This is a genomic window from Spongiactinospora sp. 9N601 (genome assembly GCF_044326295.1).
In the GTDB taxonomy this organism is placed as follows: Bacteria; Actinomycetota; Actinomycetes; order Streptosporangiales; family Streptosporangiaceae; genus Spongiactinospora; species Spongiactinospora gelatinilytica.
The window spans coordinates 230055-252857 of record NZ_JBIRBB010000005.1 but is presented as its reverse complement, the minus strand read 5'-3'; the positions used below and the strand labels follow the sequence as shown (position 1 = coordinate 252857).

At 71.3% G+C, this 22803-nt stretch carries 17 protein-coding genes and 1 pseudogene; 8 read left to right on the top strand and 10 right to left on the bottom strand.

The features are described from left to right. Nucleotides 1-142 precede the first annotated feature (142 nt). The gene (locus ACH34R_RS13540; protein WP_397561727.1) at nucleotides 143-1051 is read left to right on the top strand and encodes a coiled-coil domain-containing protein; all 909 of its coding nucleotides are present in this window, start codon (nucleotides 143-145) and stop codon (nucleotides 1049-1051) included. Between the two features lie 82 nt (nucleotides 1052-1133). Further along, nucleotides 1134-1784: a TetR/AcrR family transcriptional regulator gene (locus ACH34R_RS13535; protein WP_111166956.1), complete on the top strand. Its 651-nt coding sequence runs from the start codon at nucleotides 1134-1136 to the stop codon at nucleotides 1782-1784. A 185-nt stretch (nucleotides 1785-1969) separates the two neighbouring features. Here ACH34R_RS13535 and rpoB read toward each other — a convergent pair whose 3' ends face one another. After that, nucleotides 1970-5425, bottom strand: a complete 3456-nt coding sequence (gene rpoB / locus ACH34R_RS13530; RefSeq protein ID WP_397561726.1) for a DNA-directed RNA polymerase subunit beta — start codon at nucleotides 5423-5425, stop codon at nucleotides 1970-1972. Nucleotides 5426-5759: 334 nt separating this feature from the next. Here rpoB and ACH34R_RS13525 point away from each other — a divergent pair, with 334 nt between their 5' ends. Next, nucleotides 5760-7316: a nitrilase-related carbon-nitrogen hydrolase gene (locus ACH34R_RS13525; protein ID WP_397561725.1), complete on the top strand. Its 1557-nt coding sequence runs from the start codon at nucleotides 5760-5762 to the stop codon at nucleotides 7314-7316. Here the strand turns inward: ACH34R_RS13525 and ACH34R_RS13520 are convergent. Then, the gene (locus ACH34R_RS13520) at nucleotides 7306-8325 is read right to left on the bottom strand and encodes an AraC family transcriptional regulator (protein ID WP_397561724.1); all 1020 of its coding nucleotides are present in this window, start codon (nucleotides 8323-8325) and stop codon (nucleotides 7306-7308) included. The two genes, ACH34R_RS13525 and ACH34R_RS13520, sit on opposite strands and share 11 nt — an antisense overlap. 88 nt (nucleotides 8326-8413) lie before the next feature. On the opposite strand from ACH34R_RS13520, the gene ACH34R_RS13515 reads away from it, so the two are divergent. After that, nucleotides 8414-8842, top strand: coding sequence for a MerR family transcriptional regulator (locus tag ACH34R_RS13515; protein WP_397561723.1), 429 nt, complete (start codon nucleotides 8414-8416; stop codon nucleotides 8840-8842). Nucleotides 8843-8968: 126 nt separating this feature from the next. Further along, nucleotides 8969-10147: a penicillin-binding transpeptidase domain-containing protein gene (locus ACH34R_RS13510; protein ID WP_397561722.1), complete on the top strand. Its 1179-nt coding sequence runs from the start codon at nucleotides 8969-8971 to the stop codon at nucleotides 10145-10147. Nucleotides 10148-10241: 94 nt separating this feature from the next. On the opposite strand, the gene ACH34R_RS13505 is transcribed toward ACH34R_RS13510, so the two are convergent. From ACH34R_RS13505 to ACH34R_RS13495, 3 genes are all read right to left on the bottom strand, one after another. Further along, nucleotides 10242-12179, bottom strand: a complete 1938-nt coding sequence (locus ACH34R_RS13505; protein WP_397561721.1) for an ABC transporter ATP-binding protein — start codon at nucleotides 12177-12179, stop codon at nucleotides 10242-10244. Between the two features lie 66 nt (nucleotides 12180-12245). After that, complete coding sequence (locus ACH34R_RS13500) at nucleotides 12246-12536, bottom strand: DUF2218 domain-containing protein (protein WP_397561720.1); 291 nt, start codon at nucleotides 12534-12536, stop codon at nucleotides 12246-12248. Between the two features lie 77 nt (nucleotides 12537-12613). Then, nucleotides 12614-13261, bottom strand: a complete 648-nt coding sequence (locus ACH34R_RS13495) for a 1,4-alpha-glucan branching protein (RefSeq protein WP_397561719.1) — start codon at nucleotides 13259-13261, stop codon at nucleotides 12614-12616. A 1272-nt stretch (nucleotides 13262-14533) separates the two neighbouring features. Here ACH34R_RS13495 and ACH34R_RS13490 point away from each other — a divergent pair. Continuing rightward, nucleotides 14534-14788, top strand: a pseudogene (locus tag ACH34R_RS13490) (SCO4225 family membrane protein); the annotation flags it as partial. Between the two features lie 138 nt (nucleotides 14789-14926). Next, the gene (locus tag ACH34R_RS13485) at nucleotides 14927-16903 is read left to right on the top strand and encodes a S8 family serine peptidase (protein ID WP_397561718.1); all 1977 of its coding nucleotides are present in this window, start codon (nucleotides 14927-14929) and stop codon (nucleotides 16901-16903) included. Nucleotides 16904-17363: 460 nt separating this feature from the next. Here ACH34R_RS13485 and ACH34R_RS13480 read toward each other — a convergent pair whose 3' ends face one another. Genes ACH34R_RS13480 through ACH34R_RS13460 form a run of 5 tightly spaced genes read right to left on the bottom strand, consistent with a single transcriptional unit; the run spans nucleotide 17364 to nucleotide 21854 of the window. Beyond that, entirely contained in the window at nucleotides 17364-18212 is an 849-nt protein-coding gene (locus ACH34R_RS13480; RefSeq protein WP_397561717.1) for an IclR family transcriptional regulator C-terminal domain-containing protein, read from the bottom strand. Continuing rightward, the gene (gene pcaC / locus ACH34R_RS13475) at nucleotides 18196-18588 is read right to left on the bottom strand and encodes a 4-carboxymuconolactone decarboxylase (protein ID WP_397561716.1); all 393 of its coding nucleotides are present in this window, start codon (nucleotides 18586-18588) and stop codon (nucleotides 18196-18198) included. The genes ACH34R_RS13480 and pcaC overlap by 17 nt, the downstream gene beginning before the upstream one ends. A gap of 4 nt (nucleotides 18589-18592) precedes the next feature. Further along, nucleotides 18593-19357 carry a 3-oxoadipate enol-lactonase gene (pcaD, locus tag ACH34R_RS13470; protein ID WP_397561715.1) on the bottom strand — a complete coding sequence of 255 codons (765 nt, stop codon included), beginning with the start codon at nucleotides 19355-19357 and terminating at the stop codon, nucleotides 18593-18595. After that, nucleotides 19354-20664: a 3-carboxy-cis,cis-muconate cycloisomerase gene (gene pcaB / locus ACH34R_RS13465; RefSeq protein ID WP_397561714.1), complete on the bottom strand. Its 1311-nt coding sequence runs from the start codon at nucleotides 20662-20664 to the stop codon at nucleotides 19354-19356. The genes pcaD and pcaB overlap by 4 nt, the downstream gene beginning before the upstream one ends. Before the next feature lie 11 nt (nucleotides 20665-20675). Then, a complete protein-coding gene (locus ACH34R_RS13460) occupies nucleotides 20676-21854 on the bottom strand; it encodes a thiolase family protein (RefSeq protein WP_397561713.1) in 1179 nt (392 codons plus the stop codon). 169 nt (nucleotides 21855-22023) lie between these two features. Here ACH34R_RS13460 and ACH34R_RS13455 point away from each other — a divergent pair, with 169 nt between their 5' ends. Further along, complete coding sequence (locus ACH34R_RS13455) at nucleotides 22024-22785, top strand: hypothetical protein (RefSeq protein ID WP_397561712.1); 762 nt, start codon at nucleotides 22024-22026, stop codon at nucleotides 22783-22785. Nucleotides 22786-22803: the final 18 nt, after the last annotated feature.

Sequence of the window (22803 nt, the reverse complement as noted above, 5' to 3'; positions counted from 1 at the left end):
CCTCAATTCGGACAAACAGCGCTAAACTTCCCCAAACCTCTTCAAAGGGTGCGCTGGTTCCCCCGTTCTTGTGGCAGGCCCAATGATCACCTTCTATAGTTTCGGTGCGTCTGCGCGGAAGTCGTTCCGAGGGGAGGGTGGCGTGAGATCAGGCCGCCGTCCCTTCGCATTCGCGACCGTCCTCACCGCCCTGATCCTCACCACCACTTTCCCCGGCGCGGGTGCCGCCGTCGCCCCCAAACCGAAACCCCAGGCCGAGCTGAAAAAGCTCACCCAGCAGGCCGCTTCGCTGAACAAGCGGTACCGCGGCCAGATCCAGGACCTTGAGGAGATCAGGGTCCAGGCCAAGAAGGCCAACGACCGGGCGGGCGGCCTCAAACGCGAGCTGGCCAGGGCGGAGCGCGAGGTCACCGAGATCGCGCAGACCACCTACATGGGCGGCTCGCTGGACGCGGTCCAGCTCATCGGAGCCGGTGACGTCTCCTCGGTGCTCGGCCCCGCGGCCATGGTCTCCCACCTGTCCAGCGAGCGGGCGCGCAAGCTGGGGCGGGTCCAGGAGCTGATCGCCGACTCCAAGAAGGCCCGGCAGCAGGCCGACCAGAAGATCGACGACCTGAAGAAAGAGATCGAGCTGCTGAAGCGCAAACGCAGGTCGATCGAGCGGCTGCTGGCCAAATACGGTTTCCAGACCCCGTCGGGCGGCGACGGCCTCACCGCCCGCATGGTGTCGATCCGCAACGCCATTCTCGCCGAGTTCCCGATGCCCTACGGTTACGGCTGCCTGCGCCCCGGCGACCCCGGCGAACACGGCAGCGGCCGGGCCTGTGACTTCATGATGAGCCGGGGCACCATGCCGGGGCAGATCGACAGCGAACGCGGCGACGCCCTCGCCCAGTGGTGCATTAAGAACGGCCCGCGACTGGGCATCATGTACATCATCTGGAAGCAGCGCTACTACGATGTGCGCACGGGCGCCGGATGGCGGCCCATGTCGGATCGCGGCGGCATCACCGCCAATCACTGGGACCACGTGCACGTTTCCGTCTTCTAGTCGCGTCGTGGCCCGCGGGGCCTCCTGGCTATTGTTGGTCACTTTCCGCCACGGAACTCCGCGCAACAGACATGATTGGTCCATGACGAACGTCTCCGGAGAAACATTGCGTCGCCGCCCGGCCCAACGGCGCAGTGTCGAACGCGTGGAACGAATGCTCGACGAATGCGCGCGCCTGCTCGACGAACACGGCTACGACGCGCTCACCACCAAGGAGGTCGCCCGGCGCGCGGGCGTGCCGATCGGTACTTTCTACCAGTTCTTTCCCGACAAACAAGGGCTGGTCAGAGCCCTTGCCCTGCGAAATCTAGAGGCCTTCCTCGAACGGATCGCCGCCGAACTCGCCACCGCCGACCTCTCCCACTGGACCGACGTGGCCGATCTGGCCATCGACGAATTCGTCGAGATGAAAAGGAGCACCCCCGGCTTCTCCGTCGTCGACTTCGGCGAGGTGCTCACCGCCCCGGGCGGCCCGGTACTGCGCGGTACCGAGCGGATGCTCGACGCCGCGCTGGAGAACAACGCCGTGGTGGCCGACCGGCTGCGCGCCCTCACCATCGAACGGCTGGGCGCTCCGCCGGGGCCGAACCTCGACCGCGCGTTACTGGTCGCGGTCGAGGCCGCGGACGTGGTGCTGAAACTCGCCTTCCGGGTCCGTCCCGGCGGAGATCCTGACCTGATCGCCGAGTGCAAGCACCTGGTCCGGTGCTACCTCTCCGGCCACCTGCCATGACGGCGCGTTCCTGAACGGTCCGCCGATCCGTGCCCTGACCTCGCCGTCGAGCCACAGCTCCGGCGCGCCAGGGAGACCCCCACGATCGGCGCCCCCGACATGTCAGCACCGCCCACGCGGGCCGCGCCGGAAGGCGGCCGCCTTCTCCTCCGGCGCGGGCCCACAGCCACGGGTCCCGGCGACCGTCAGACCTCCTCGACGCTGCTCGGCTCTCGCCGGGACAGGTCGATGCCCAGCTCCTCTGCCGCGCGGAAGACGTCTTCGTCGGTGTCGCGCAACTCGATGGACCCACCATCGGCGGAGAGCACCTCGACGTTGAGGCACAGCGACTGCATTTCCTTGATCAGCACCTTGAAGGATTCCGGGATGCCCGGCTCGGGGATGTTCTCGCCCTTGACGATCGCCTCATAGACCTTCACCCGGCCGGCCACGTCGTCGGACTTGATGGTCAGCAGCTCCTGCAGCGCGTAGGCCGCGCCGTAGGCCTCCAGCGCCCACACCTCCATCTCACCGAACCGCTGCCCGCCGAACTGCGCCTTACCGCCCAGCGGCTGCTGGGTGATCATCGAGTACGGGCCGGTGGAACGCGCGTGGATCTTGTCGTCCACCAGGTGCAGCAGCTTCAGGATGTAGATGTAACCGACCGAGATCGGCTGCGGGAACGGCTCGCCGGAACGCCCGTCGAACAGCCGCGCCTTACCGGTCCGCTCGACCATCCGGTCACCGTCGCGGTTGCGGGCGGTGCTGCCGAGCAGCCCGATGATCTCCTCTTCGCGGGCGCCGTCGAAGACCGGAGTGGCGACCTTGGTGCGCGGCTCGACCTCGCCGAAGCCCTTGTCGCGCAGCCGCTCGGCCCACGCCTCCTCGACGCCGTTGAGGTCCCAGCCGCGGGCGGCGATCCACCCCAGATGGGTCTCCAGCACCTGGCCGACGTTCATCCGGCCGGGCACGCCCAGCGGGTTGAGGATGATGTCCACCGGCGTGCCGTCCTCCAGGAACGGCATGTCCTCCACCGGCAGGATCTTGGAGATCACGCCCTTGTTGCCGTGCCGGCCGGCCAGCTTGTCACCATCGGTGATCTTACGCTTCTGCGCCACGTGCACCCGGACCAGCTCGTTGACCCCCGGATGCAGATCGTCACCGTCCTCACGGGAGAACACCCGCACCCCGATCACCGTGCCGTGCTTGCCGTGCGGCACCTTCAGCGAGGTGTCGCGGACCTCCCGGGCCTTCTCCCCGAAGATCGCGCGCAGCAGCCGCTCCTCCGGGGTCAGCTCGGTCTCACCCTTCGGTGTCACCTTGCCGACCAGGATGTCGCCCGGCACGACCTCGGCCCCGATCCGGATGATGCCGCGCTCGTCCAGATCGGCAAGCGTCTCTTCCGAGACGTTGGGGATGTCCCTGGTGATCTCCTCGGCGCCCAGCTTGGTGTCCCGGGCGTCGACCTCGTGCTCCTCGATGTGGATCGAGGACAGCACGTCGTCCTGGACCAGCCGCTGGGACAGGATGATCGCGTCCTCGTAGTTGTGACCCTCCCAGGGCATGAACGCCACCAAGAGGTTCTTGCCCAGCGCCATCTCACCCTGGTCGGTACAGGGCCCGTCGGCGATGACCTGGCCGATCTCGACCCGCGCGCCCTCGTCCACGACCGGCTTCTGGTTGAACGAGGTGCCCTGGTTGGACCGCTGGAACTTCGCCACCCGGTACGTCGTGTGGGTGCCGTCGTCGTTCATCACGGTCACGTAGTCGGCGGAGACCTCCTCGACCACGCCGGCCTTCTCGGCGATGATCACATCGCCCGTGTCGGTCGCCGCGCGGTACTCCATGCCGGTGCCCACCAGCGGCGCCTCGCTGCGCAGCAGCGGCACCGACTGGCGCTGCATGTTCGCGCCCATCAACGCCCGGTTGGCGTCGTCGTGCTCCAGGAAGGGGATCATCGCGGTCGCCACCGACACCATCTGGCGCGGTGACACGTCGATGTAGTCCACCTCGGCCGAGCGGACGTGCTCGAACTCGCCGCCCTTGGTGCGGACCAGCACCCGGCTCTCGGCGAAGCCGCCGTCCGCCGTCAGCACGGAGTTCGCCTGCGCGATGACGTAGCGGTCCTCCTCGTCGGCCCCGAGGTAGTCGATCTGCTCGGTGACCTTGCCGTCCACCACCTTGCGGTAGGGGGTCTCCATGAAGCCGAAGGGGTTGAGCCGCCCGAAGCACGCGAGGTAGCCGATCAGGCCGATGTTGGGGCCTTCCGGCGTCTCGATCGGGCACATCCGGCCGTAGTGGGACGGGTGTACGTCACGGACCTCCATGCCCGCCCGCTCCCTGGACAGCCCGCCGGGGCCCAGCGCGTTCAGCCGCCGCTTGTGGGTCAGCCCGGCCAGCGGGTTGATCTGGTCCATGAACTGCGAGAGCTGCGAGGTGCCGAAGAACTCCTTCATCGACGCCACGACCGGGCGGATGTTGATCAGGGTCTGCGGCGTGATCGCCTCGACGTCCTGGGTGGTCATCCGCTCGCGGACCACGCGCTCCATCCGGGCCAGACCCAGCCGGACCTGGTTTTGGATCAGCTCGCCGACGTTGCGCACCCGCCGGTTGCCGAAGTGGTCGATGTCGTCGACCTCCACGACCTGCTCGCGCATCGATGTCTCACCGGCGTGCAGGCGGACCAGGTACTCGACCATCGAGACGATGTCGTCCTCGGTGAGCGTGTTCTGGGTGATCTCGGCATCGACGCCCAGCTTCTTGTTGATCTTGTACCGGCCGACCTTCGCCAGGTCGTACCGCTTGTGGTTGAAATAGAGGTTGTCGAGAAGCGTCTGCGCCGACTCCTTGGTCGGCGGCTCACCCGGCCGCAGCTTGCGGTAGATGTCGAGCAACGCGTCGTCCTGGCCGGCCGTGTGGTCCTTCTCCAGGGTCGCCCGCATCGACTCGAACTGACCGAACCGCTCCAAAATCCGGTCGTTCGTCCAGCCGAGCGCCTTCAGCAGCACCGTCACCGGCTGCTTGCGCTTACGGTCGATGCGCACGCCCACGGCGTCACGCTTGTCGATCTCGAACTCCAGCCACGCGCCGCGCGACGGGATGACCTTGCACCCGTACAGATCCTTGTCCGAGATCTTGTCGACAGTGCGCTCGAAGTAGACGCCCGGCGAACGGACCAACTGCGAGACCACGACACGCTCGGTGCCGTTGACGATGAACGTGCCTTTCGGCGTCATGAGCGGGAAGTCGCCCATGAACACCGTCTGGCTCTTGATCTCACCGGTGGTGTTGTTGATGAACTCCGCCGTGACGAACATCGGCGTGGAGTAGGTCATGTCCTTGTCTTTGCACTCATCGACGGAGTGCTTCGGCGGCTCGAACCGGTGATCGCGGAACGACAGGGACATGGTTCCGGAGAAGTCCTCGATGGGACTGATCTCTTCAAAGATCTCTTCGAGACCGGACTGGGCCGGAACGTCCTTGCGCCCGGCCTGGCGAGCCGCCTCGACCCGGGCCTTCCACTTCTCGTTGCCGAGCAACCAGTCGAACGACTCGATCTGGAGGGCAAGGAGGTCGGGGACTTCAAGGGGCTCGTGGATGCGCGAAAAGGAGATGCGACGGGGACCGGCGGGTATGGCGGGGGCGTTGCGCGGGGCTGCCAATAGATGTCCTTCCGGAGGGCACGGATGGAATCGAACTGCGCGCACGCCAAACGCCCCGGAAAGCCGGGGCGTCGAAAAGCGGCGCGAAAGGGCAGCGTACCGCAAAAGGCAAACGAATGTCTAGACTTACTACTAATGTCAACCTCGGTGCCGGGATCAGGATCTCACAGCGGGGTGGCCGCGTCAACTTTCCGGGCCGGTACGGAGGGGCCCGCCCGCGGGCTGCGCGTTTCGGTCATGGGACGTGCGAGCCAGGGTCACAGCCCCGCGACGCCCTCCGCTCATAACGTCGAGCCGCGATGGGTTTCCCGACCGGAGGGGTGACGTTGTGTCCATGGAACGGGCCGATGCCCGAAGCGCGGCCGGCACGCCGACGGCGCCGGCCGCACCGGCCACGGCGCGCGTGCGCCGGCGGTGGGTGTGGCTGGTGGCCGGGGCCGTGCTGGGGCTGATGGCCGTACACGGCCGGTTCGACCTCGCGGTGGCGGCCTGGCTGTCGCCGGTCTTCCTGCTGCGGTACGTGCGGACCGGCCCGGCCTTCACCGGACCGGCCGCGGTGTGGGCGGCGTCCGCAGTGGCGGGCGTCTTCTGGATGGTCGAGACCGCCGTGCCGATGACGCCGATCACCGTGCTGGGCGTGATCGGCCTGGGCACCATGACCGTCCTGCCCTATGCCGCCGACCGGCTGGTCACACCGAGGGCGGGCAAGGTCACGGCGCTGCTGCTGTTCCCGGCGGCGATGGCGGCCTGCCAGTTCCTGATGACGATCGTCAGCCCCTTCGGCACCGCCTTCGGGGTCTCGGCCGCGACGCAGCACGACACCCTGGCGCTGCTCCAGATCGTGGCGGTGACCGGCCCCTACGGCATGGGGTTCCTGATCGGCTGGTCGGCCACCGTGCTCAACCGGCTCTGGGAGGATCGCGTCTGGGCCGACGCCGGGGCGCTGCGCCGGGCACGGGCCGCGGTGGCGTCCTACGCGGCCGTGATGGTCCTCCTGCTGCTCGTGGGCGGTGGCCGGCTCGTGTTGTTCCCGCCCGCGGGGGAGAGCGTGCGGGTCGCGGGCGTCAGCCCGGACACCTCGGCCGCCCGCGCGCTGCGCGCCGTGATCGGCGAGAATTTCTCCGGGGAGTCGGTGGCCCGGCTGGACCAGACCAGGGTGCGCGCGGCGTTCGGCCAGGTCAACGCCAACCTGCTGACCCGGACCCGGGAGGCCGCCGAGGCGGGCGCCAAGATCGTGGTGTGGTCCGAGCAGGCGGCGAACGTACCGGCCGCCGGTGAGCGGGCCTACCTGGACCAGGTCGCCGCCCTCGCCAGGGAGCGGCGGATCTACCTCCAGGCCGCCGCGTACGTCTTCCTGCCGCGACCGCCGTACGCGGCCAACCGCACCTACCTGTTCGACCCTTCCGGCACCCGGTTGTGGACATACGACAAGAGTCACCCCATCCCCGGCCTTGAGGCGTATCCGCCGGGGCCCGGCGTGGTGCCGGTGGTGCGCACGCCGTACGGGCGGCTGGCCACGGTGACCTGCTTCGACGCCGACTTCCCCGCGCTGGCCCGGGTGAGCGCCGACATCATGCTCGTGCCGGCCCGCGACTGGGCGGAGATCGGTCCGGTGCACAGCCAGAAGGCCCTCCTGCGGGCGGTCGAGAACGGGTACTCGATGATCAGGCAGGCCGAGTTCGGCGTGTCGGGGGCCTTCGACCCGCAGGGCCGGACGCTCGCCGCCCACGACCACGCGAGCGGAGACCGGCATGTGGTGTTCTCCGACGTGCCGACGCGCGGAACCGTCACCGGGTACGGGAACGCCGGCGACCTCTTCGCCTGGATGTGCCTGGCGGGCACGCTCGCCGGGATCGGCCTGTCGTTCCGCCGGGCGCGGGTCATGCCCTGACCGCCTGGGCGTGTTCGTCGCGGTACCGGCCCGGCGGGCTGCCGACCCAGCGGGTGAAGGCCCGCCGGAACGCGCTGGGCTCGGAGAACCCGAGCCGGCGCGAGATCTCCTCGACCGACTCGCCGCCGTCCCGGAGTCCGGCGACCGCGATGTCGCGCAGCACCTCGTCGCGGATCCGGTGGAAGGAGGTCCCTTCCCGGCGCAGCAGGCGGCGCATGTGCTGGACGCTGATCGACAGCCTGGCGGCGACGTCCTCGGCGCGGGCCCGGTTGCCCGGCCCGTACCGTTCCACGGCGTTGCGCACCTGGTCGGCGGTGGTCGTGCCGTAGTCGCGGCGGTAGATCAGGTCGGCCGGCGACCGGTCGATGTAGTGCAGCAGGTCCGGTTCGGCGCGGATGACCGGGACGGCGAGGTGACGGGCCTCGAACCCGATGGACGCCACCGGCGCGCCGAAGGACGGCGCCATTCCGAAGATCGCCGGATACTCGGCGCTGTAGCCGGGTTCGGGGAACGGCAGCTCCAGCCGGGAGAGCGGAATCCGGCGGCCGGTGAGCCAGGCCGCGAACCGATGGATCTGGGCGAGCATGATCTCGGCGGCGAGCGGCGGTACGGCCGGCGTCGCCGGGTCGGCGGCGAGTTCGATCCGGCCGGCTGAGCCGTCCGTGACGAAACGGCTGCGGGAGTAGCCGGTGGTGATCGACGCGAAGTCCGCGAGGCGTTCGAGCGCGGCCCGCAGGTCCGGAACGTGGATCAGCCCGAGGGAGATCATGCGGAAGGTGCCGAGCGGGACCGGCCGGGGGCCGAGCCGGAGGAGTTCGTCGCCGGTGAGCCGCCAAAGGACGCGCAGCGCTTCGACGGCCCGCTCGCAACTGACATGCGTGGCGGACGCCCGTGGCGCGAGCGGCCACAGCGCCTGCTCCCGCATCGCCCGGCGAACGTCGAGCCCGGCCCTCTCGGTGGACTCGACGGCGGCCCGGACGAAGTGCATCGAAACCCCGGTTGCCGACATATGCCTCTAGCTTGCCGCATATCGCCGCCGTCGCGTCCCACAGGATGGAGTTTGACCTGGAGTGCCCTCCAGGTGGAATGCTGCGACGGTGGAGACCTACACACCGGCGCAGGTGGTCGAGCGGACGGGGTTCAGCCTTGACACCTTGCGCTACTACGAGCGGATCGGGCTGCTGGAACCGATCATGCGTAACGCCGCCGGCCAGCGGCGGTTCGTCGATCGGGATCTGAACTGGCTGAGCATGGTCCGGTGCCTGCGTGACACCGGGATGCCGATCGCGGAGATGCTGAGGTTCGCGGAGCTGACCCGGGCCGGTGACCATACGATCGCCGATCGGGTGGCCCTGCTGGCCCGGCACGACCGGCGGGTGGAGGACCGGCTCGGCCATCTGCGGGCGCAGCAGCAGGCGATCAAGAGCAAGATCTCCTGGTACCAGGACATCCTGCGGGCCGCCGGGACCTCAGCCGAGACCTCAGTGGCCGCCCCCGAAAACGACCTGCGTCCCATCACGGTCTGAGATCCCCAGCTTTGAGCCGGTGGTTGCCCGCAGCGGGGGCGGGCTTTCCCGCTCGCTTGTTAGACCGGACGAAAGGGACGGTACACGGGCTGGGGAGCCGGGATGGGCGGGGCGTGGGCGAGGCGGATGAACGTTCCGCTGCGGCGCGTCGCGGTGGGCTGCGCGGTGCTGATGTTCGTCTCGCTCGGGCAGGTCAGCCAGGTGCAGACGTTCGGCGCGGACGGCCTGCGCCTCGATCATCGCAACCTGCGCGCCCAGCTCGACCGGTTCGGCCGCCCTCGGGGGGAACTGCTCACCAGGGGCGGCGGGATCCTGGCGGCGAGCGTGCGGCAGCGCGGGCGGTTCGGCTTCCAGCGGGTCTATCCGGGCGGGGCGTCCTATGCCGCGGTGACCGGCTACCTCTCGCTGCACGGGGCCACCGGCATGGAGGCGGCGCGGAACGCGGTGCTGTCCGGCGCCGATCCGCGGGTGCGGGTCCGGGCCCTCATCGGCGGCTTCGGCCCGGGGGCCGCGGCCTCGGTACGGCTGACCATCGACGAGCGCGCGCAGCGGGCCGCGCACCAGGCGTTGCGCGCGACCGGGCGGCGGGGCGCGGTCGTCGTGCTCGAACCGGCCACCGGCGCCATCCTGGCGCTGGTCTCGCAGCCCTCCTACGACCCCGACCGGCTGGCCACCCACGATCCGGCCGCGCTGCGCCGTACCGAGGCCGAGCTGGCCCGCACCAGCGGCGATCCACTGGTGAACCGGGCGCTGAACAGGTCATATCCGCTCGGCCCCGCGCTCGGGATCGTCACCCGGGCCGCCCGGCTCGGCGGCGGTCCGGTGCGCCGGCAGGCGGAGGGGCTCGGCTTCAACGCCCCCGACCTGTACGTCCCGCTGCGGGTGGCGCCGAGCGTGTTCCCGGGGAAGGGGGCCAGGGCCACGCCGCTGGAGATCGCCATGCTGTCGGCGGCCATCGCGAACGGGGGCGTGCTGATGCGCCCGCACCTGGTGCACGAGATCCGGACACGCGACGGCACGCTCCTCGAACGCACCGCGCCGAGGGCGTACCGCCGGGCGATGTCCGCCCGGGTGGCGGGCCGGATCGCCCGGATGATGACCCGGGACGGCGACGACGTCGGCACCGCCGCCGGGGCGGCGACCCCGGGCGAGGCGACGGTGGCCACCGGCTTCGCCCCCGCCGGGCGGCCGGAGGTGGCGGTCGGGGTGACCGTGGAGCCGCACGGCGCGGCGGAGGGGACCGCCGGGCCGAACCCGGCCCGCGCGGTGGCCACCGCCGTGCTGAAGTCGATGACGGCCGGGTGAGCCGAGCCGAGGTCGGCCCGAGGTCGGATCGGGGTCGGATCGGGGTCGGCCCGAGGTCGGCCCGAGGTCAGCGCGGCCCGAGGTCGGCCCGAGGTCAGCGCGGTGCGGGGTCGGCGGCGTAGGCGCGGGCCTGGATGGTGTAGAGATCGGCGTAGATGCCGCCGCGGGCCAGCAGCTCGCCGTGGGTGCCCTGTTCGGCGACCTCGCCGTGGTCGAGGACGTAGATGCGGTCGGCGTAGCGGACGCTGGCCATCCGATGGGTGATCAGCAGCACCGTGCGGCCGTCGGCGTGCCGCCTGACCCGCTCGAACAGGGCGTGCTCGGCGCGGGCGTCGAGGGCGGCGGTCGGCTCGTCGCAGATGAGCAGCGGCGCGTCACGGTAGAAGCCCCGGGCCACGGCGATGCGCTGCCACTGGCCGCCGGACAGCTCCTTGCCGTCCTTGAACCGCCGGTCCAGCAGTGTTTCGTAGCCGGCCGGCAGCTCGGCCACCACCTCGTCGGCCCCGGCGACCTCCGCCGCGGAGATCATCGCGGGCTCGCCCTTGTCGGTGCCCATGGTGATGTTGTGCCGGGCGGTCAGCGGCCAGCGGGTGTGATCTTGGGCGATGACCGCGATGCGGGCGCGCAGCTCGTGCGGGTCGATGCCGGCGAGATCGGTGTCGTCCCAGGTCACCCGGCCTCCGTCGGGCTCGTACAGGCCCGCGAGGATCTTGGCCAGGGTGGTCTTGCCGGAGCCGTTCTCGCCGACCAGCGCGACCACCTCGCCCCGCGCGACGTGCAGCGACACGCCGCGCAGCGCGGGGGAGTCGGCGGCCGGATAGGTGAACGTGACGTCTTCGACGGAGATCCGCTCGAAGGACGCGGGGGCCGGGACGGACCGGGGCCGCCGCTGGAGCCTGGCCTCGGCCTCGGCGCAGAAGTCGAGGAAGTCGGTGAAGTAGAGACCTTCCTCATAGAGCCGGTTGGTCGCGTACAGCAGGGTGTTCAGGGAGGCCTGCCCGGACCTGATCGCGAGGACGGCGGTGCCCGCGACCGCCAGCGGGACCGCCCCCGCCATCAGCAACAGCCCGAGCGCGACATAGACCGCGCCGCTGCCGACGCCGCTCAGCGCCTCGCCGATCAGCCGGGCGGCGGTCTGCCGGCCGGCCAGTCGTATCATGATCCGCTGCTCGACCCTGGCCACCGTGTCGTGCATGCGCATCAGGAACGCGCGCATCGTGAACGACCGGACCTCGGCCGCCGGATCGCGGTCGGCCAGCAGCTCGGAGACGATCCACTTGCGGCGGTGCGCGGGGATCAGCGCCCGCATCGTCGTGTAGCGCATCCGCGCCGACCGGACCGCCGCCCAGGCGTCCGGCAGCACGGCGAGGACCAGCAGCGACAGCAGCACCGGATGCAGCACGCCGAGCACGCTCGCCACGGCGGCGATGCCCACCGTGCCGGTCAGCACGTCGATCGCCCCGCTCACCACGGAGTCGGCGCTCCCGACGCCGCGCAGCCGGGCCCGTTGCAGGGCGTCGTGGAAGTCGGGGTCGTCGAAGGCGACCAGCTCGACCTGGCTGGTCATGCCGTAGAGGCGCTGTTCGGCGATCCGGCTGACCTGCGGGTCGAGCCGGGCCTGCGCCCAGCCCGCGCCGGCCGAGAGCGAGGTGCGGATGGCCGCGGCGGCGGCGACCACGGCGAGGCTGGGCAGCGCCGCCGTGATCCGCTCGGGGGTGGGACCCTCGGCGAACAGCGCCTCAAGGACGCCGGTCGTGGCGAGCAGCCCGAACGCGGTGAAGACCCCGCCGAGCAGGCTCAGCGCGATGGTGGCGGCGGTGTCGCGGGGGCTGGCCTGCCAGGCCATCCGCAGGGCGTGGCGGACCAGCGAGGGCAGCCGCCTGGCCACGGTGAGGAACCCCACCCCGGCCATCTTGTCGTTGAGGGCGAACCACTTGGGCAGGGCCAGCTCGCCCAGCCCTTCGATCGGCTCTTCGCCGTCACCTTCGTCTGCACCGTCTCGCGGTGCCGTCGCGCGGGGGGAGCGGGCCATGCTGACAGTGTGACCCGGCCCACTGACATTTAGCGACGGCATATCCCCGTACCGGCGCCGGGGTGGTCAGCTCTCCCCGGCCGCCTTCCACTGGACGTCCAGTTCGTCGCGCTCGCCGAAGCGGATGAGGTGGCGGCCGACCACGTCCTCCACCTTGGCGAGGTCGTCGGCGGTCGGCGCGGCGGCGTTGAGCACCAGGCCCCCCGGCCGCACGGCCAGTTCGCACTGGCCGTAGGCGAAGGTCAGCAGGCCCTGCGTCTCGGTGTAGTCGGCCTGCACCTTGCGGCCCAGGTGCGAGCAGAGCTGCTTGAGATAGCGTTCGGGGCGGTCGGTGGCCACCGTCGCGATCGACTCCATGGGCGCTTCCCCCTTAGGTCACCCTAACTTCTGACACCCAGACATTACCCACCCTGCCGGGGTGGGCGATGACCGGCTCAGGCGTACAGGACCGCGAACAACCCCCGCGCGCGGGTGCCGTCCGGCAGGTCCCAGGCCCCGGCGACGTGGCCAAGCGCCTCCGTGGCCAGGACGGGCGCGTCGTCCACGGCGGGGCGCAGCACCCGCTGCACCCGCAGGGTGGCCCCGTGCGCGGGCGCGGAGAGCACCGTGGCCTCCGGCTCGTCGGTGGCGGTGGTGAAACCGTCCGGGACAGGGCCCGCGCAGGAGCGGACGACGTCCGGGTCGAGGGTGTCGCTGATGTTCTGGTCCTGGGCCTGTACCCGGCCGCCGATCAGGGCCGGCAGCTCGGCGAGCAGCACCGGGTCGTGGCAGCCGTCATAGATCCAGCGCCGTCCCAGCACCCCGTGCTCCATGGTGCCGAGGAGCGCGTGTTCGGCCCCGTCGAGCGGGGCGCCGCGATAGGTCAGCGGCACCAGGTAGGTGGCAGGTGCGGTGCCGGAGGTGTCGTTGACCACGATGAACTCGATCCCGACCGCGCCCTGCGGGTCGTCCAGGCGAAAGCCGCCCGCCCTGGCGAGGGCAGGGCCGCCCGCGCCGCCGGTGTACCACGGCCGCGTGGGCAGCCAGGAGGTGAGCAGTTCCAGCTTGGTCGGTTTGACGGTGGTGTGATGAATGACGGCCATAGCGAAAAGCCTTTCCGTGGAGCGAACGACAACCGCCACATTTTCCCATCGGCACGGTCGCGGGGGAGCGGGTGGGCCTCGCTGGTGCTCGGGCGCTTTCTGGGGTCGGGCTTCGCCCGACGTCGGGGTTGGTCATCTGCCGTGTGTCCCGGTCTCGGGATTATCGTAGGTCGTGTCCCACCGAATGGTGTAAAGGCCCGATGATCATGATCAGCCTTGCAGACCGGCAGGAACGGTCACCGTTTACCGCACCCTCACCGCCCGGCCACACCACCACCGTGAGGCGCACGACGCGCCCGGCGTCCGCCGACGCCCTCCGGCGCGTCGGAACGCGGAGACCGGTGGAATTTCCACCACTCGCGGGGACGCGAGCGCGTTGCGCGTGCTGAAGTGCGTGCTGGCGCTCGGGCGTTTTCCCGGGATCGGGCTTCGCCCGACGTTGGGGTTCTCGTGTGCCGTGTGTCCCGGTCTCGGGGGTGTCGTGGGGGGACGGCTCGTGGAGCGGTGCTGCTTCTGGTGAGCTCTACGGTGGTGTCGGGTGTCGATCTCCTGACGCGAACCCGAGGTGGTGGCATCCCCCTGTAAAGGGCGGTGAGTGGGTAAGGGCGGGCGACATGGACAACGGCGGGACACGTCTGAAAAGACTTCTCTCTTTGGCCGGTGCTGGAATGGCGAGGATCGCGTCTCGCAGAGGATACGGTTGGCGAATTCGCAGACGACCGTTGCCTCTCGCCCGCAGACCCGGACGCGACCGGTCGGCATCCCTTGCCACTTGCCACTTGCCGCCTCCGTCGCCTCGCACCGACCGACGACACAATCCTCCGGCTCCACCTACCGGTCATCGCGAACTGCCGGTCATCTCGCCAATAGTGCCCGCAGAGTGGTGGAATTTCTGTCCGCCGGAAGCAGCCGACCTGCACGAACTCCGCTCGGACTGCTCTCGTTAAAACCACTCGGTGGGACACGACCACGGCGCACGCGAAACACCGGGCACCAGGCCGTAACGGGGCATGCTGGGCGGCGAAAGAGTGGTTGTGCCGTGGGTCTACCGGCGGGGCGTCCGCTGCGGTAATCCTAAGAACGGCGCAGGCCGAACACAGCTCCTGATCTTGCACGTGTGTCCGTCAAGGTGGGGCCGGTCGGCCGACCGGCCCCACCACCCCGCCGTACTCTTCCCGGGCCGGTGAACGCTCATGAGCTGGATCGTCACCAGAATCCGCAGGCGCACGCACGGCAGGCGGGCCGCATGGGCGGCCGGGTACGTACCTCGTCGTCGTCGCGGCGTCCACGGCTTATGTCGTCTGCTACACCCGGTATCGGGGCACCCCGATCGTCGCGGCGCTGTTGTTGATCGCCGTCGCCCTGCCCTCGTCCCTCCTTGTCATGGCACCGCCCTGGGCCGGGTTCCTCACAAGGGAACTCGACGGCCCCGCACTGACCGCCGCGATGGCGGCCTGCGGTGCACTGCAAGCCTGGTTGCTCTGGATCCCCCTGCGCGGCCCCCGAACCGGCGGCCGTGATCCCTGATTCGAGCGGAGAGTGGTCATGATTCCTCTGGCCCGTCGCGCCCTGGCGGCAGCGGTGGCCCTCGCGACAGCGGTGGCCCTATCGGTGGTTCCCGGTGGCGTGGCCGCCGCCGCACCACCCGGCCCTGACAGCCCGTGGGTGGAACCCGGTCTGGCGGACAAGCTGTCGGCCGGCGGCCACGTCCGGCTGAACGTGGTGACCAAGAACCGCGCCGACCTCCCGGACGCGGCGGCCACCGGTCCGGTGCTCCAGACGTTCACCGAGCTCCCCGTGGTCACCGTGCGCGGCGACCGGGCCGCGCTGGAGAGGCTGAGGCGCCAGCCGGGGGTGGTCAGCGTCTCCGAGGACACCCCCGTCCCCCCGGCGCTCGACAGGAGCATCCCGCTCATCGGCGCGAACCGTACCCGTGCCGCCGGGTTCACCGGCACCGGCACCGCGGTCGCCATCCTGGACACGGGGGTGGCCACCCGGCACCCCTTCCTGGGCGGCCGGGTCGTGGCCGAGGCGTGCTTCTCCCCCATCGACGCGAACTACTCCGCCACCAGCCTATGCCCGAACGGCACCGCCCAGCAGGAGGGGCCGGGCACCGCCGACTCTGAGAAGGGCCCCTGCGCCCAGGGTGGCCTTGACTGCGCGCACGGCACCCACGTGGCCGGAATCGCCGCGGGCGCGGGCGGCGTCGCTCCGGCCGCGAAGGTCGTCGCGATCCAGGTCTTCAGCAAGTTCGACTCCGACTCCTACTGCGGACTTGACGGGTCGCCGTGCATCCTCTCCTTCCCCAGCGCCCAGATCGCCGCGCTGGAGAAGGTCCGCCAGTTACGCCAGGCCGGTACCCCGGTGGTGGCGGTCAATCTCAGCCTGGGCGGCGGCCGGTACAGGGCGTACTGCGACAGCGACACGCTCAAACCGGCCATCGACGCCCTGCTCACGGCCGGGGTGGCCACCGTCGTCGCGGCCGGCAACAGCGGCTACTCCGACGCCGTCAACTCGCCCTCCTGCGTCTCCTCGGCCATCGCCGTGGGCAGCACCACCAAGGCGGACCAGGTGTCCGACTTCAGCAACCGCGGCCCGCTGCTGGACGTCTTCGCCCCAGGAACCGACATCGTCTCCTCGATCCCCGGCAACAAACAGGGCTCCATGAGCGGGACCTCCATGGCCGCCCCGCACGTCACCGGCGCCTATGCCGTGCTGCGCCAGGTCTTCCCGCGGATCGCCATAGGGGAACTCGAAACGAAGATCGAGAGCACCGGCCGGCGGATCCCTACCGGGACCGCCACCACCCCGCGGCTGGAACTCGACGTCGCCGCCGGCCTGAAAGCCCCGCTGGGATCCCTCGCGGACTTCGACCTCGACGGCAAGGCCGACGTCCTGGCCCGGGACGCGACCGGCGACCTCCTCCTGTATCCCGGCACCGGAGCCCCCAGCTTCAAGGTCCCCTACCGCGTCGGCAGCGGCTTCAACGTCAGCAACGCCTGGGTCACCGCCGACTTCACCCTCGACGGCAAGGCGGACCTGGTCACCCGCAAAGCCGACAGCGGCGAACTGCTGCTGTTCGCCCACACCGGCAACCCGGCCGCCCCCTTCACCAGCACCGGAACCGTCATCGGCACCGGCTTCGACGCGAGCAACGCCCTCCTCGCGGGCGACTTCACCCTCGATGGCAAGGTGGACCTGATCAGCCGCAAAGCCAGCACCGGCGAACTGCTGCTACTCGCGCACACCGGCAACCGGGCCGCCCCCTTCACGGGGAAGGCAACCGTCGTCGGCGTCGGCTTCGACGCCAGCGCCTCCCTTCTCCCGGGCGACCTCAACATGGACGGCAAGGTGGACCTGATCAGCCGCAGACTCAGCAACAACGAACTGCTGCTGTTCGCCCACACCGGCAACCCGGCCGCCCCCTTCACCGGCACTGGAACCGTCGCCGGCCCCCGCCTCAATGACATGAACGCCCTCCTCTCCGGCGACTTCGACAACGACCACAAAATCGACCTGCTGGCCCGCAAGACCAGCACGGGCGACCTCCTGCTGTTCGCTCACACCGGCAACGCCGCCACCCCCTTCACCGGCACCGGCACCAGGGTGGGTTACGGCTGGAACGGCTTGTTCCTCGGCTGAACTCGGCGGGGCTGACGTGCTCACTTCCGGCACGACGAGCCGACTGTGAACGGTGACGACGCCGACCATGGTGACCCCGATGACCGGCCGGGGGCAGAGCAGAGCCGGGAAGGGCGGCTCCATGGTCGGCAGAGCGTCATCGCGGTACTCCAGTCGCCCGCCGGTGTACCAGACCAGCGGCCACCCCGGCCACCGCCTGAGACCGCGCCCGCGGCCTTGCGGCCGTGTCGCCGCCAGCAGGAGAGTTCGCTGAAACACGGTGCGGCCGGGAGTTGAGGATGCGGTGAGACGGCGGTCGTTCCTGCCGGTCCGCGAGGTATGAACGTGATTACTGGACTATTACACCAGCGCGGAGGCAGACGGAATTTCCACCACTCGGCGGGACGCGATCTCTACCGAGGACGGTGGGCGGCGGGCATTGGGCTCCGCCGTAAAGAAACAGCCCCCAAATACGCGCCGGTCACGGGGCGGTGAGTCGGCTCGCCATCGCGCCCGTCGCGTGCAGGTCGGCTTCGATCCGCCCCGCCGTGGCCAGCAGCGGCGGCAGCAGGGCCCGCTGGGCGGCTGCGACGCTGGTACGGCTGGCGTGCGTGGACAGGTTGACCGCAGCGACCACCGTCCCTGCCCGGTTCCTGATCGGCGCGGCGATCGACCGCAGTCCCTCCTCCAGCTCCTGGTCCACCAGCGCCCAGCCCTGTTCGCGCACCGAGGCCAGCTCGGCGGCCAGCGCGCCGGGGGAGGTGATGGTCCGGGAGGTCGGCCCGTGCAGTTCCATGCCCGCCAGCCGTTCGGCCAGGCCGGGCAGCCAGGCCAGCAGCACCCGGCCCATCGAGGTGCAGTGCGCGGGAAAGCGGGTGCCGATGTTGATGGCCACCCGCATGATCCGGCTGGTGGCCACCCGGGCGACGTAGACGACCTCGTCGGCGTCCAGCACCGCCACCGACGCCGACTCGTGGACCTCGGCGACCAGCCGTTCCAGGTGCGGCTGGGCGACCTCGGGCAGGGTGAGGCCGGACAGGTAGGCGTAGCCGAGTTCCAGTACGCGCGGCGACAGCGCGAACAGCCGCCCGTCGGTGCGCACGTATCCGACGTCGACCAGCGTGAGCAGGAACCGCCTGGCCGCCGCGCGGGTCAGCCCGCTGGCCCTGGCGACCTCGCTCAGCGTGAGTTCGGGGGCGTCGGCGCCGAAGGCGCGGATCACCGCGAGCCCGCGGGCCAGCGACTGGACGTGCTCGGGCGCCCGTTCGGCAACGGGGCCGACAGGAGGGCCGGCAGTAGGGTCGGCAGCGGGGTCAGCCGGGTCCGTCATCGGGTTTTCCCGCGTCTTCGGCGAGCACGTCCTGGGCGATGGCGAACGCGCGGTTGGCCGGGGGCAGCCCCGCGTAAACGCCGGTATGGAGCAGGACCTCCTTGATCTCCTCCGGGGTCACCCCGTTGCGCAGCGCCGCGCGCACGTGCATGGCCAGCTCGTGCTCGTGGCCGAGCCCGGTGAGCAGGGCGAGCGTTATGCAACTGCGGGTACGCAGGTCCAGCCCGGGGCGGGTCCAGATGTCGCCCCAGGCGTAGCGGGTGATGAAGTCCTGGAAGTCGGCGGTGAAGGGGGTGGTCCGGGCCGCCGCCCGGTCCACATGCTCGTCCCCGAGTACGGCACGCCGCCTCGCCTCGCCCTGAGCACGCCGGTCCAACGGATCAGTCCTTTCCGAAGTGGTCGATCAGCAGGCGCAGCACGTCGTCCGGTCGTTCGACGGCCGCCAGGTGGGCCGCGCCGGGAAGCACCGCGAGCCGGGCGCCGGGCACCAGCCCGGCGATCGTCTCGGCGTGCTCGCGCGGCGTCGAGCGGTCCTCGGCCCCGGCCACGACCAGCGTCGGCGCGGTGATCTGCGGCAGGTCGCCGGTCAGGTCCATGTCCCTGATCGCGGCGTAGAGGGCGGCGAACCCTTCCGCCGGGTTGCCGAGATACATGGCCCGGTAGGTCCGCGCCAGCTCGGGTTCGCGTTCGGGGAAGCCAGGGGTGAACCACCGGCTGAACGTCGCCTCGATCACGGCGGGCGGCCCTTCGGCGAGCACGGTGGTGATCCGCTGGGACCACATCTCCGGCGGCCCCATCTTGGCCGAGGTGCACACCAGCGCCAGGCTCGCGATCCGCTCGGGGGCGTGCGCGCCCAGCCACATCCCGGTCATTCCGCCCAGCGACACCCCGGCGAAGCGGGCCCGCCCGACGCCCAGGTGGTCCAGCAGGGCGAGCACGTCGCCGCCCAGGTCGCCGATCCGGTACGGCCCCGCGGGCACCGGCGAGCGGCCCTGCCCGCGATGGTCGTACCGGATCACCCAGTGGTGTTCGGCCAGCCGGGGGACCAGCGCGTCCCACATGGCGGTGGTCGTGCCGAGGGAGTTGGACAGCACGAGGGCCGGCGCCGCGGGGTCGCCCGCGGTCTCGTAGTAGGGCATGATCATCGGTCCTCCCGGGTGTTGCGGCGAGCCAGCGCACGGTCCACGAAGGCCCCTGCGGAGCCGAGGTAGCCGGCCGGATCGAGAGCGGCGTCGATCTCGGCGGGCGTGAGCCGTACGTCTTCGTCGGCGGCCAGGACCTCGCCCAGCGGCCTGCCCTCGGCGACGGCCCGCGCGCAGGCGGCGTCCACCAGGGCGCGGGCCCGCGGGCCGCCGCCCAGCCGGGCCACCACGCTCTCGGCCATCGGCAGGCCGCCGGTGGCCGCGAGGTTGGCGCGCATCCGCGCCTCGTCCACGCTCAGCCCTTCCAGGATCTCCCGCGCCCAGGACGCGGCCGAGCCGGTCAGCCGCAGCAGGTCGCTCAGCGTCTCCTGCTCGGCCTGCCAGGCCCCGGCGGCGCGTTCGTGCTCCTGGGCCATCCCGGCGAGCACCGCGCCGACCAGCCCGGGTACGCGCTGCGCGCAGGCCAGCACGGAGATCGCGCCGACCGGGTTGCGCTTGTGCGGCATCGCGCTGGACCCGCCCCGGCCCGGCGCGGACGGCTCGGCCGCCTCACCGACCTCGGTCTGGGCCAGCAGCTTCACATCGGTGGCGATCTTGGCCAGCACTCCGGCGGCGATGCCGAGCGCGCAGGCCAGCCCGGCCACCGGGGTGCGGTCGGTGTGCCAGGGGATGAGCGGTTCGTCCAGGCCGAGTTCGGAGGCGAACGCGGCGACGACCTCGTGGCCCCGGTCGCCGAGCGCCGACAGGGTGCCCGCGGCCCCGCCGTACTGGACGGGGCGGCGCAGTGCGCGCAGCCGGTCGCGGGCGGCGGTCAGGGCGGTCAGCCACCCCGCGGCCTTGAGCCCGAACGTGGTGGGCACGGCCTGCTGGAGCAGGGTGCGGCCGGGCAGCACGGTGTCCCGGTGCCGGACGGCGAGGGCGGCGCAGGCGTCGGCGGCGGCGTCGAGGTCGGCCGCGAGCGGGACCAGCGCGCGCCCGGCGACCAGCATCGCCGCGGTGTCCAGGATGTCCTGGCTGGTCGCCCCCAGGTGCACGTGCCCCCGGTGCTCGGCGGGGACCAGCTCGCGCAGCGCCTTGACCAGCGGGACCACCGGATTGCCGGAAAGGCCCGCCCGCTCGCCCAGCGCGTGCGCGTCGAACCGCTCGGGACGGCAGGCCGCGGCGATCGCCGCCGCGGCGTCGGCGGGCACCAGGCCGAGCGCCGCGTGCGCGGCGGCCAGCCCGGCCTCGGCGTCGAGCATCGCGGCGAGCCAGGCCGCGCCGGAGACCTCGCTCGCCGTGGCGCCCCTGGCAAGCGTTCCGGCGAACACGCTCTCCACGGTCAGCAGCCTTCCAGCACGACCGCGAGGCCCTGGCCGACGCCGATGCAGATGGCGGCCATGCCGTACCCGCCGCCCCGGCGGTGCAGCTCCCAGGCCAGCGAGCCGAGGACGCGCGCGCCCGAGCAGCCGAGCGGGTGGCCGATCGCGATGGCCCCGCCGTGCGGGTTGACGATCGCGGGGTCCAGGTCGGGCCATTCGGCCAGGCAGGCCAGCGACTGCGCGGCGAACGCCTCGTTCAGCTCCACGACCGCCAGGTCGGACCAGGTCAGCCCGGCCCGCTTGAGCGCGGTACGGGCCGCCTCGACCGGGCCGATGCCGAACAGGTGCGGCTCGACCCCGGCGACGCCCCTGGCCACGATCCTGGCCAGCGGGGTCTTGCCGGCCGTGGCCGCGCCCGCCTCGTCGCCGAGCAGCAGCGCGGCGGCCCCGTCGCTGAGCGGGGAGGCGTTGCCCGCCGTCACGGTGCCGTCGCGGCGGAAGACCGGCTTCAGCTTGCCCAGCGACTCGGGCGTTGCGTCGGGGCGGATGCCCTCGTCGCGGTCCAGGTCCGCGATCGGGACGATTTCGTCGGCGTAGACGCCGCGGTCCCAGGCCGCGGCGGCGTTGTGGTGGCTGCGCAGCGCGAAGGCGTCCTGGGCCTCGCGGGTCAGCGAGTAGCGGTCGGCCAGGATCTCCGCGCCCTCGCCGAGCGCGGCCGTCCACTGCTCCGGCATCTCGGGGTTGACCATCCGCCAGCCGAGCGCGGTGTCGTGGAGGGTCTGCGGGCCGCGCGCGTAGCCGCGTTCCGGCTTGGCCATCACCCACGGGGCGCGGCTCATCGACTCCGACCCGCCCGCGACGACCAGTGAGGCGTCGCCGACCGCGATCGCGCGGGAGGCCGCGATGGCGGCCTCCAGGCCCGATCCGCACAGCCGGTTGACGGTGGTGCCGGGCACGGTGACCGGCAGCCCGGACAGCAGCACGGCCATCCGCGCGACGTTGCGGTTGTCCTCGCCGGCGGCGTTGGCCGCGCCGAAGAACACGTCGTCGATCCCGGCGGGGTCGAGGTCAGGGGCCCGGCCCGCGACGGACCGCACGACATGCGCCGCCAGATCGTCGGGCCGCACTCCGGCGAGCGCGCCGGAGTGCCTGCCGATGGGCGTGCGTACTGCGTCGAGCACGTAGACGTCTGAGGGCACCGTCGCTCCCGATGTCGAGCCTTGTTCGCGTTGTGAATGATTGTACGGATGCCGAACTCCCCCGGACCAGGAGGGGCCGCTCGCGAGACGGCAGGGGCCGTAGTAACTTGGAGGCGTGTTCAGTAAGGTGAGCCTTCCCTAAATTGGTGGGCGTTCCCTCGGGGGGATCATGACGGTTACCCTGGCCGAGCCGTTGGCCGGCCTGCGTGAGCTGCTGGAGCGGTACGCCGCGGAGCGCGGCGGCCTTCCCGGGCTGCTCCCTGGCCTGACCGCCGACCCCGGCGAGGGCGGCTGGATTCCCGTGGCCGAGCTGGCGCGCCCGCCGTACGACCTGCTGGCCGGGCTGATCGACCACATCTCGGTGGTCCGCGACGCGCCCCGGCACGTACGCGCCGCGCTGATGTGGAAGACCTACGCCTACTGGCACACGATGCCGATGGCGCTCGGCTGGGCGCTCAACCGGCGGGTGCCGCTGATGCCCTTCGACGAGACCGTCTACCGGGCCTCCGACACGGGGATCACCATCGCCGCCACCTCGATCCGCACCGCCGTGCTCCCCGGCGACCCGCTGGCGGGCGCGCCGGGCACCGTCGTGGTGGACGACCTGGGCACCGCCGTCAGGGAGGCGCTGCTGACCGCCCAGCTCCCGCTGATCAGGGCGATCAGCCGGCTGACCAAGGTCGGCGAGCGCAACCTGTGGGGGTCCACCGCCGAGTCGCTGGTCCACCCGGTGCGCGCGTTCGCGGACACGCTGCCCCCAGGCGCCCACCCGGCCGACCTGCTGGCCGCGGTGGGCGACCCGGTCGGCGGCCTGATCGACTTCACCGCCGACGGCTACCGGCGGCGCACCTGCTGCCTGTGGGTCACGCTGCCGGACACCGAGCCGTGCGCCACCTGCTGTGTGTCCGCGAGTAGCGCGAAGAACACCTGATCTTCACCCCGGGACCGT

Excerpts from the sequence above, each read along its gene's own strand:
- ACH34R_RS13535 (WP_111166956.1), top strand. The coding sequence starts at position 1,134 with ATGACGAACGTCTCCGGAGAAACATTGCGTCGCCGCCCGGCCCAACGG.
- ACH34R_RS13525 (WP_397561725.1), top strand. The coding sequence starts at position 5,760 with ATGGAACGGGCCGATGCCCGAAGCGCGGCCGGCACGCCGACGGCGCCG.
- ACH34R_RS13520 (WP_397561724.1), bottom strand. The coding sequence starts at position 8,325 with ATGTCGGCAACCGGGGTTTCGATGCACTTCGTCCGGGCCGCCGTCGAG.
- ACH34R_RS13510 (WP_397561722.1), top strand. The coding sequence starts at position 8,969 with ATGAACGTTCCGCTGCGGCGCGTCGCGGTGGGCTGCGCGGTGCTGATG.
- ACH34R_RS13505 (WP_397561721.1), bottom strand. The coding sequence starts at position 12,179 with ATGGCCCGCTCCCCCCGCGCGACGGCACCGCGAGACGGTGCAGACGAA.
- ACH34R_RS13500 (WP_397561720.1), bottom strand. The coding sequence starts at position 12,536 with ATGGAGTCGATCGCGACGGTGGCCACCGACCGCCCCGAACGCTATCTC.
- ACH34R_RS13495 (WP_397561719.1), bottom strand. The coding sequence starts at position 13,261 with ATGGCCGTCATTCATCACACCACCGTCAAACCGACCAAGCTGGAACTG.
- ACH34R_RS13480 (WP_397561717.1), bottom strand. The coding sequence starts at position 18,212 with ATGACGGACCCGGCTGACCCCGCTGCCGACCCTACTGCCGGCCCTCCT.
- pcaD (WP_397561715.1), bottom strand. The coding sequence starts at position 19,357 with ATGATCATGCCCTACTACGAGACCGCGGGCGACCCCGCGGCGCCGGCC.
- ACH34R_RS13455 (WP_397561712.1), top strand. The coding sequence starts at position 22,024 with ATGACGGTTACCCTGGCCGAGCCGTTGGCCGGCCTGCGTGAGCTGCTG.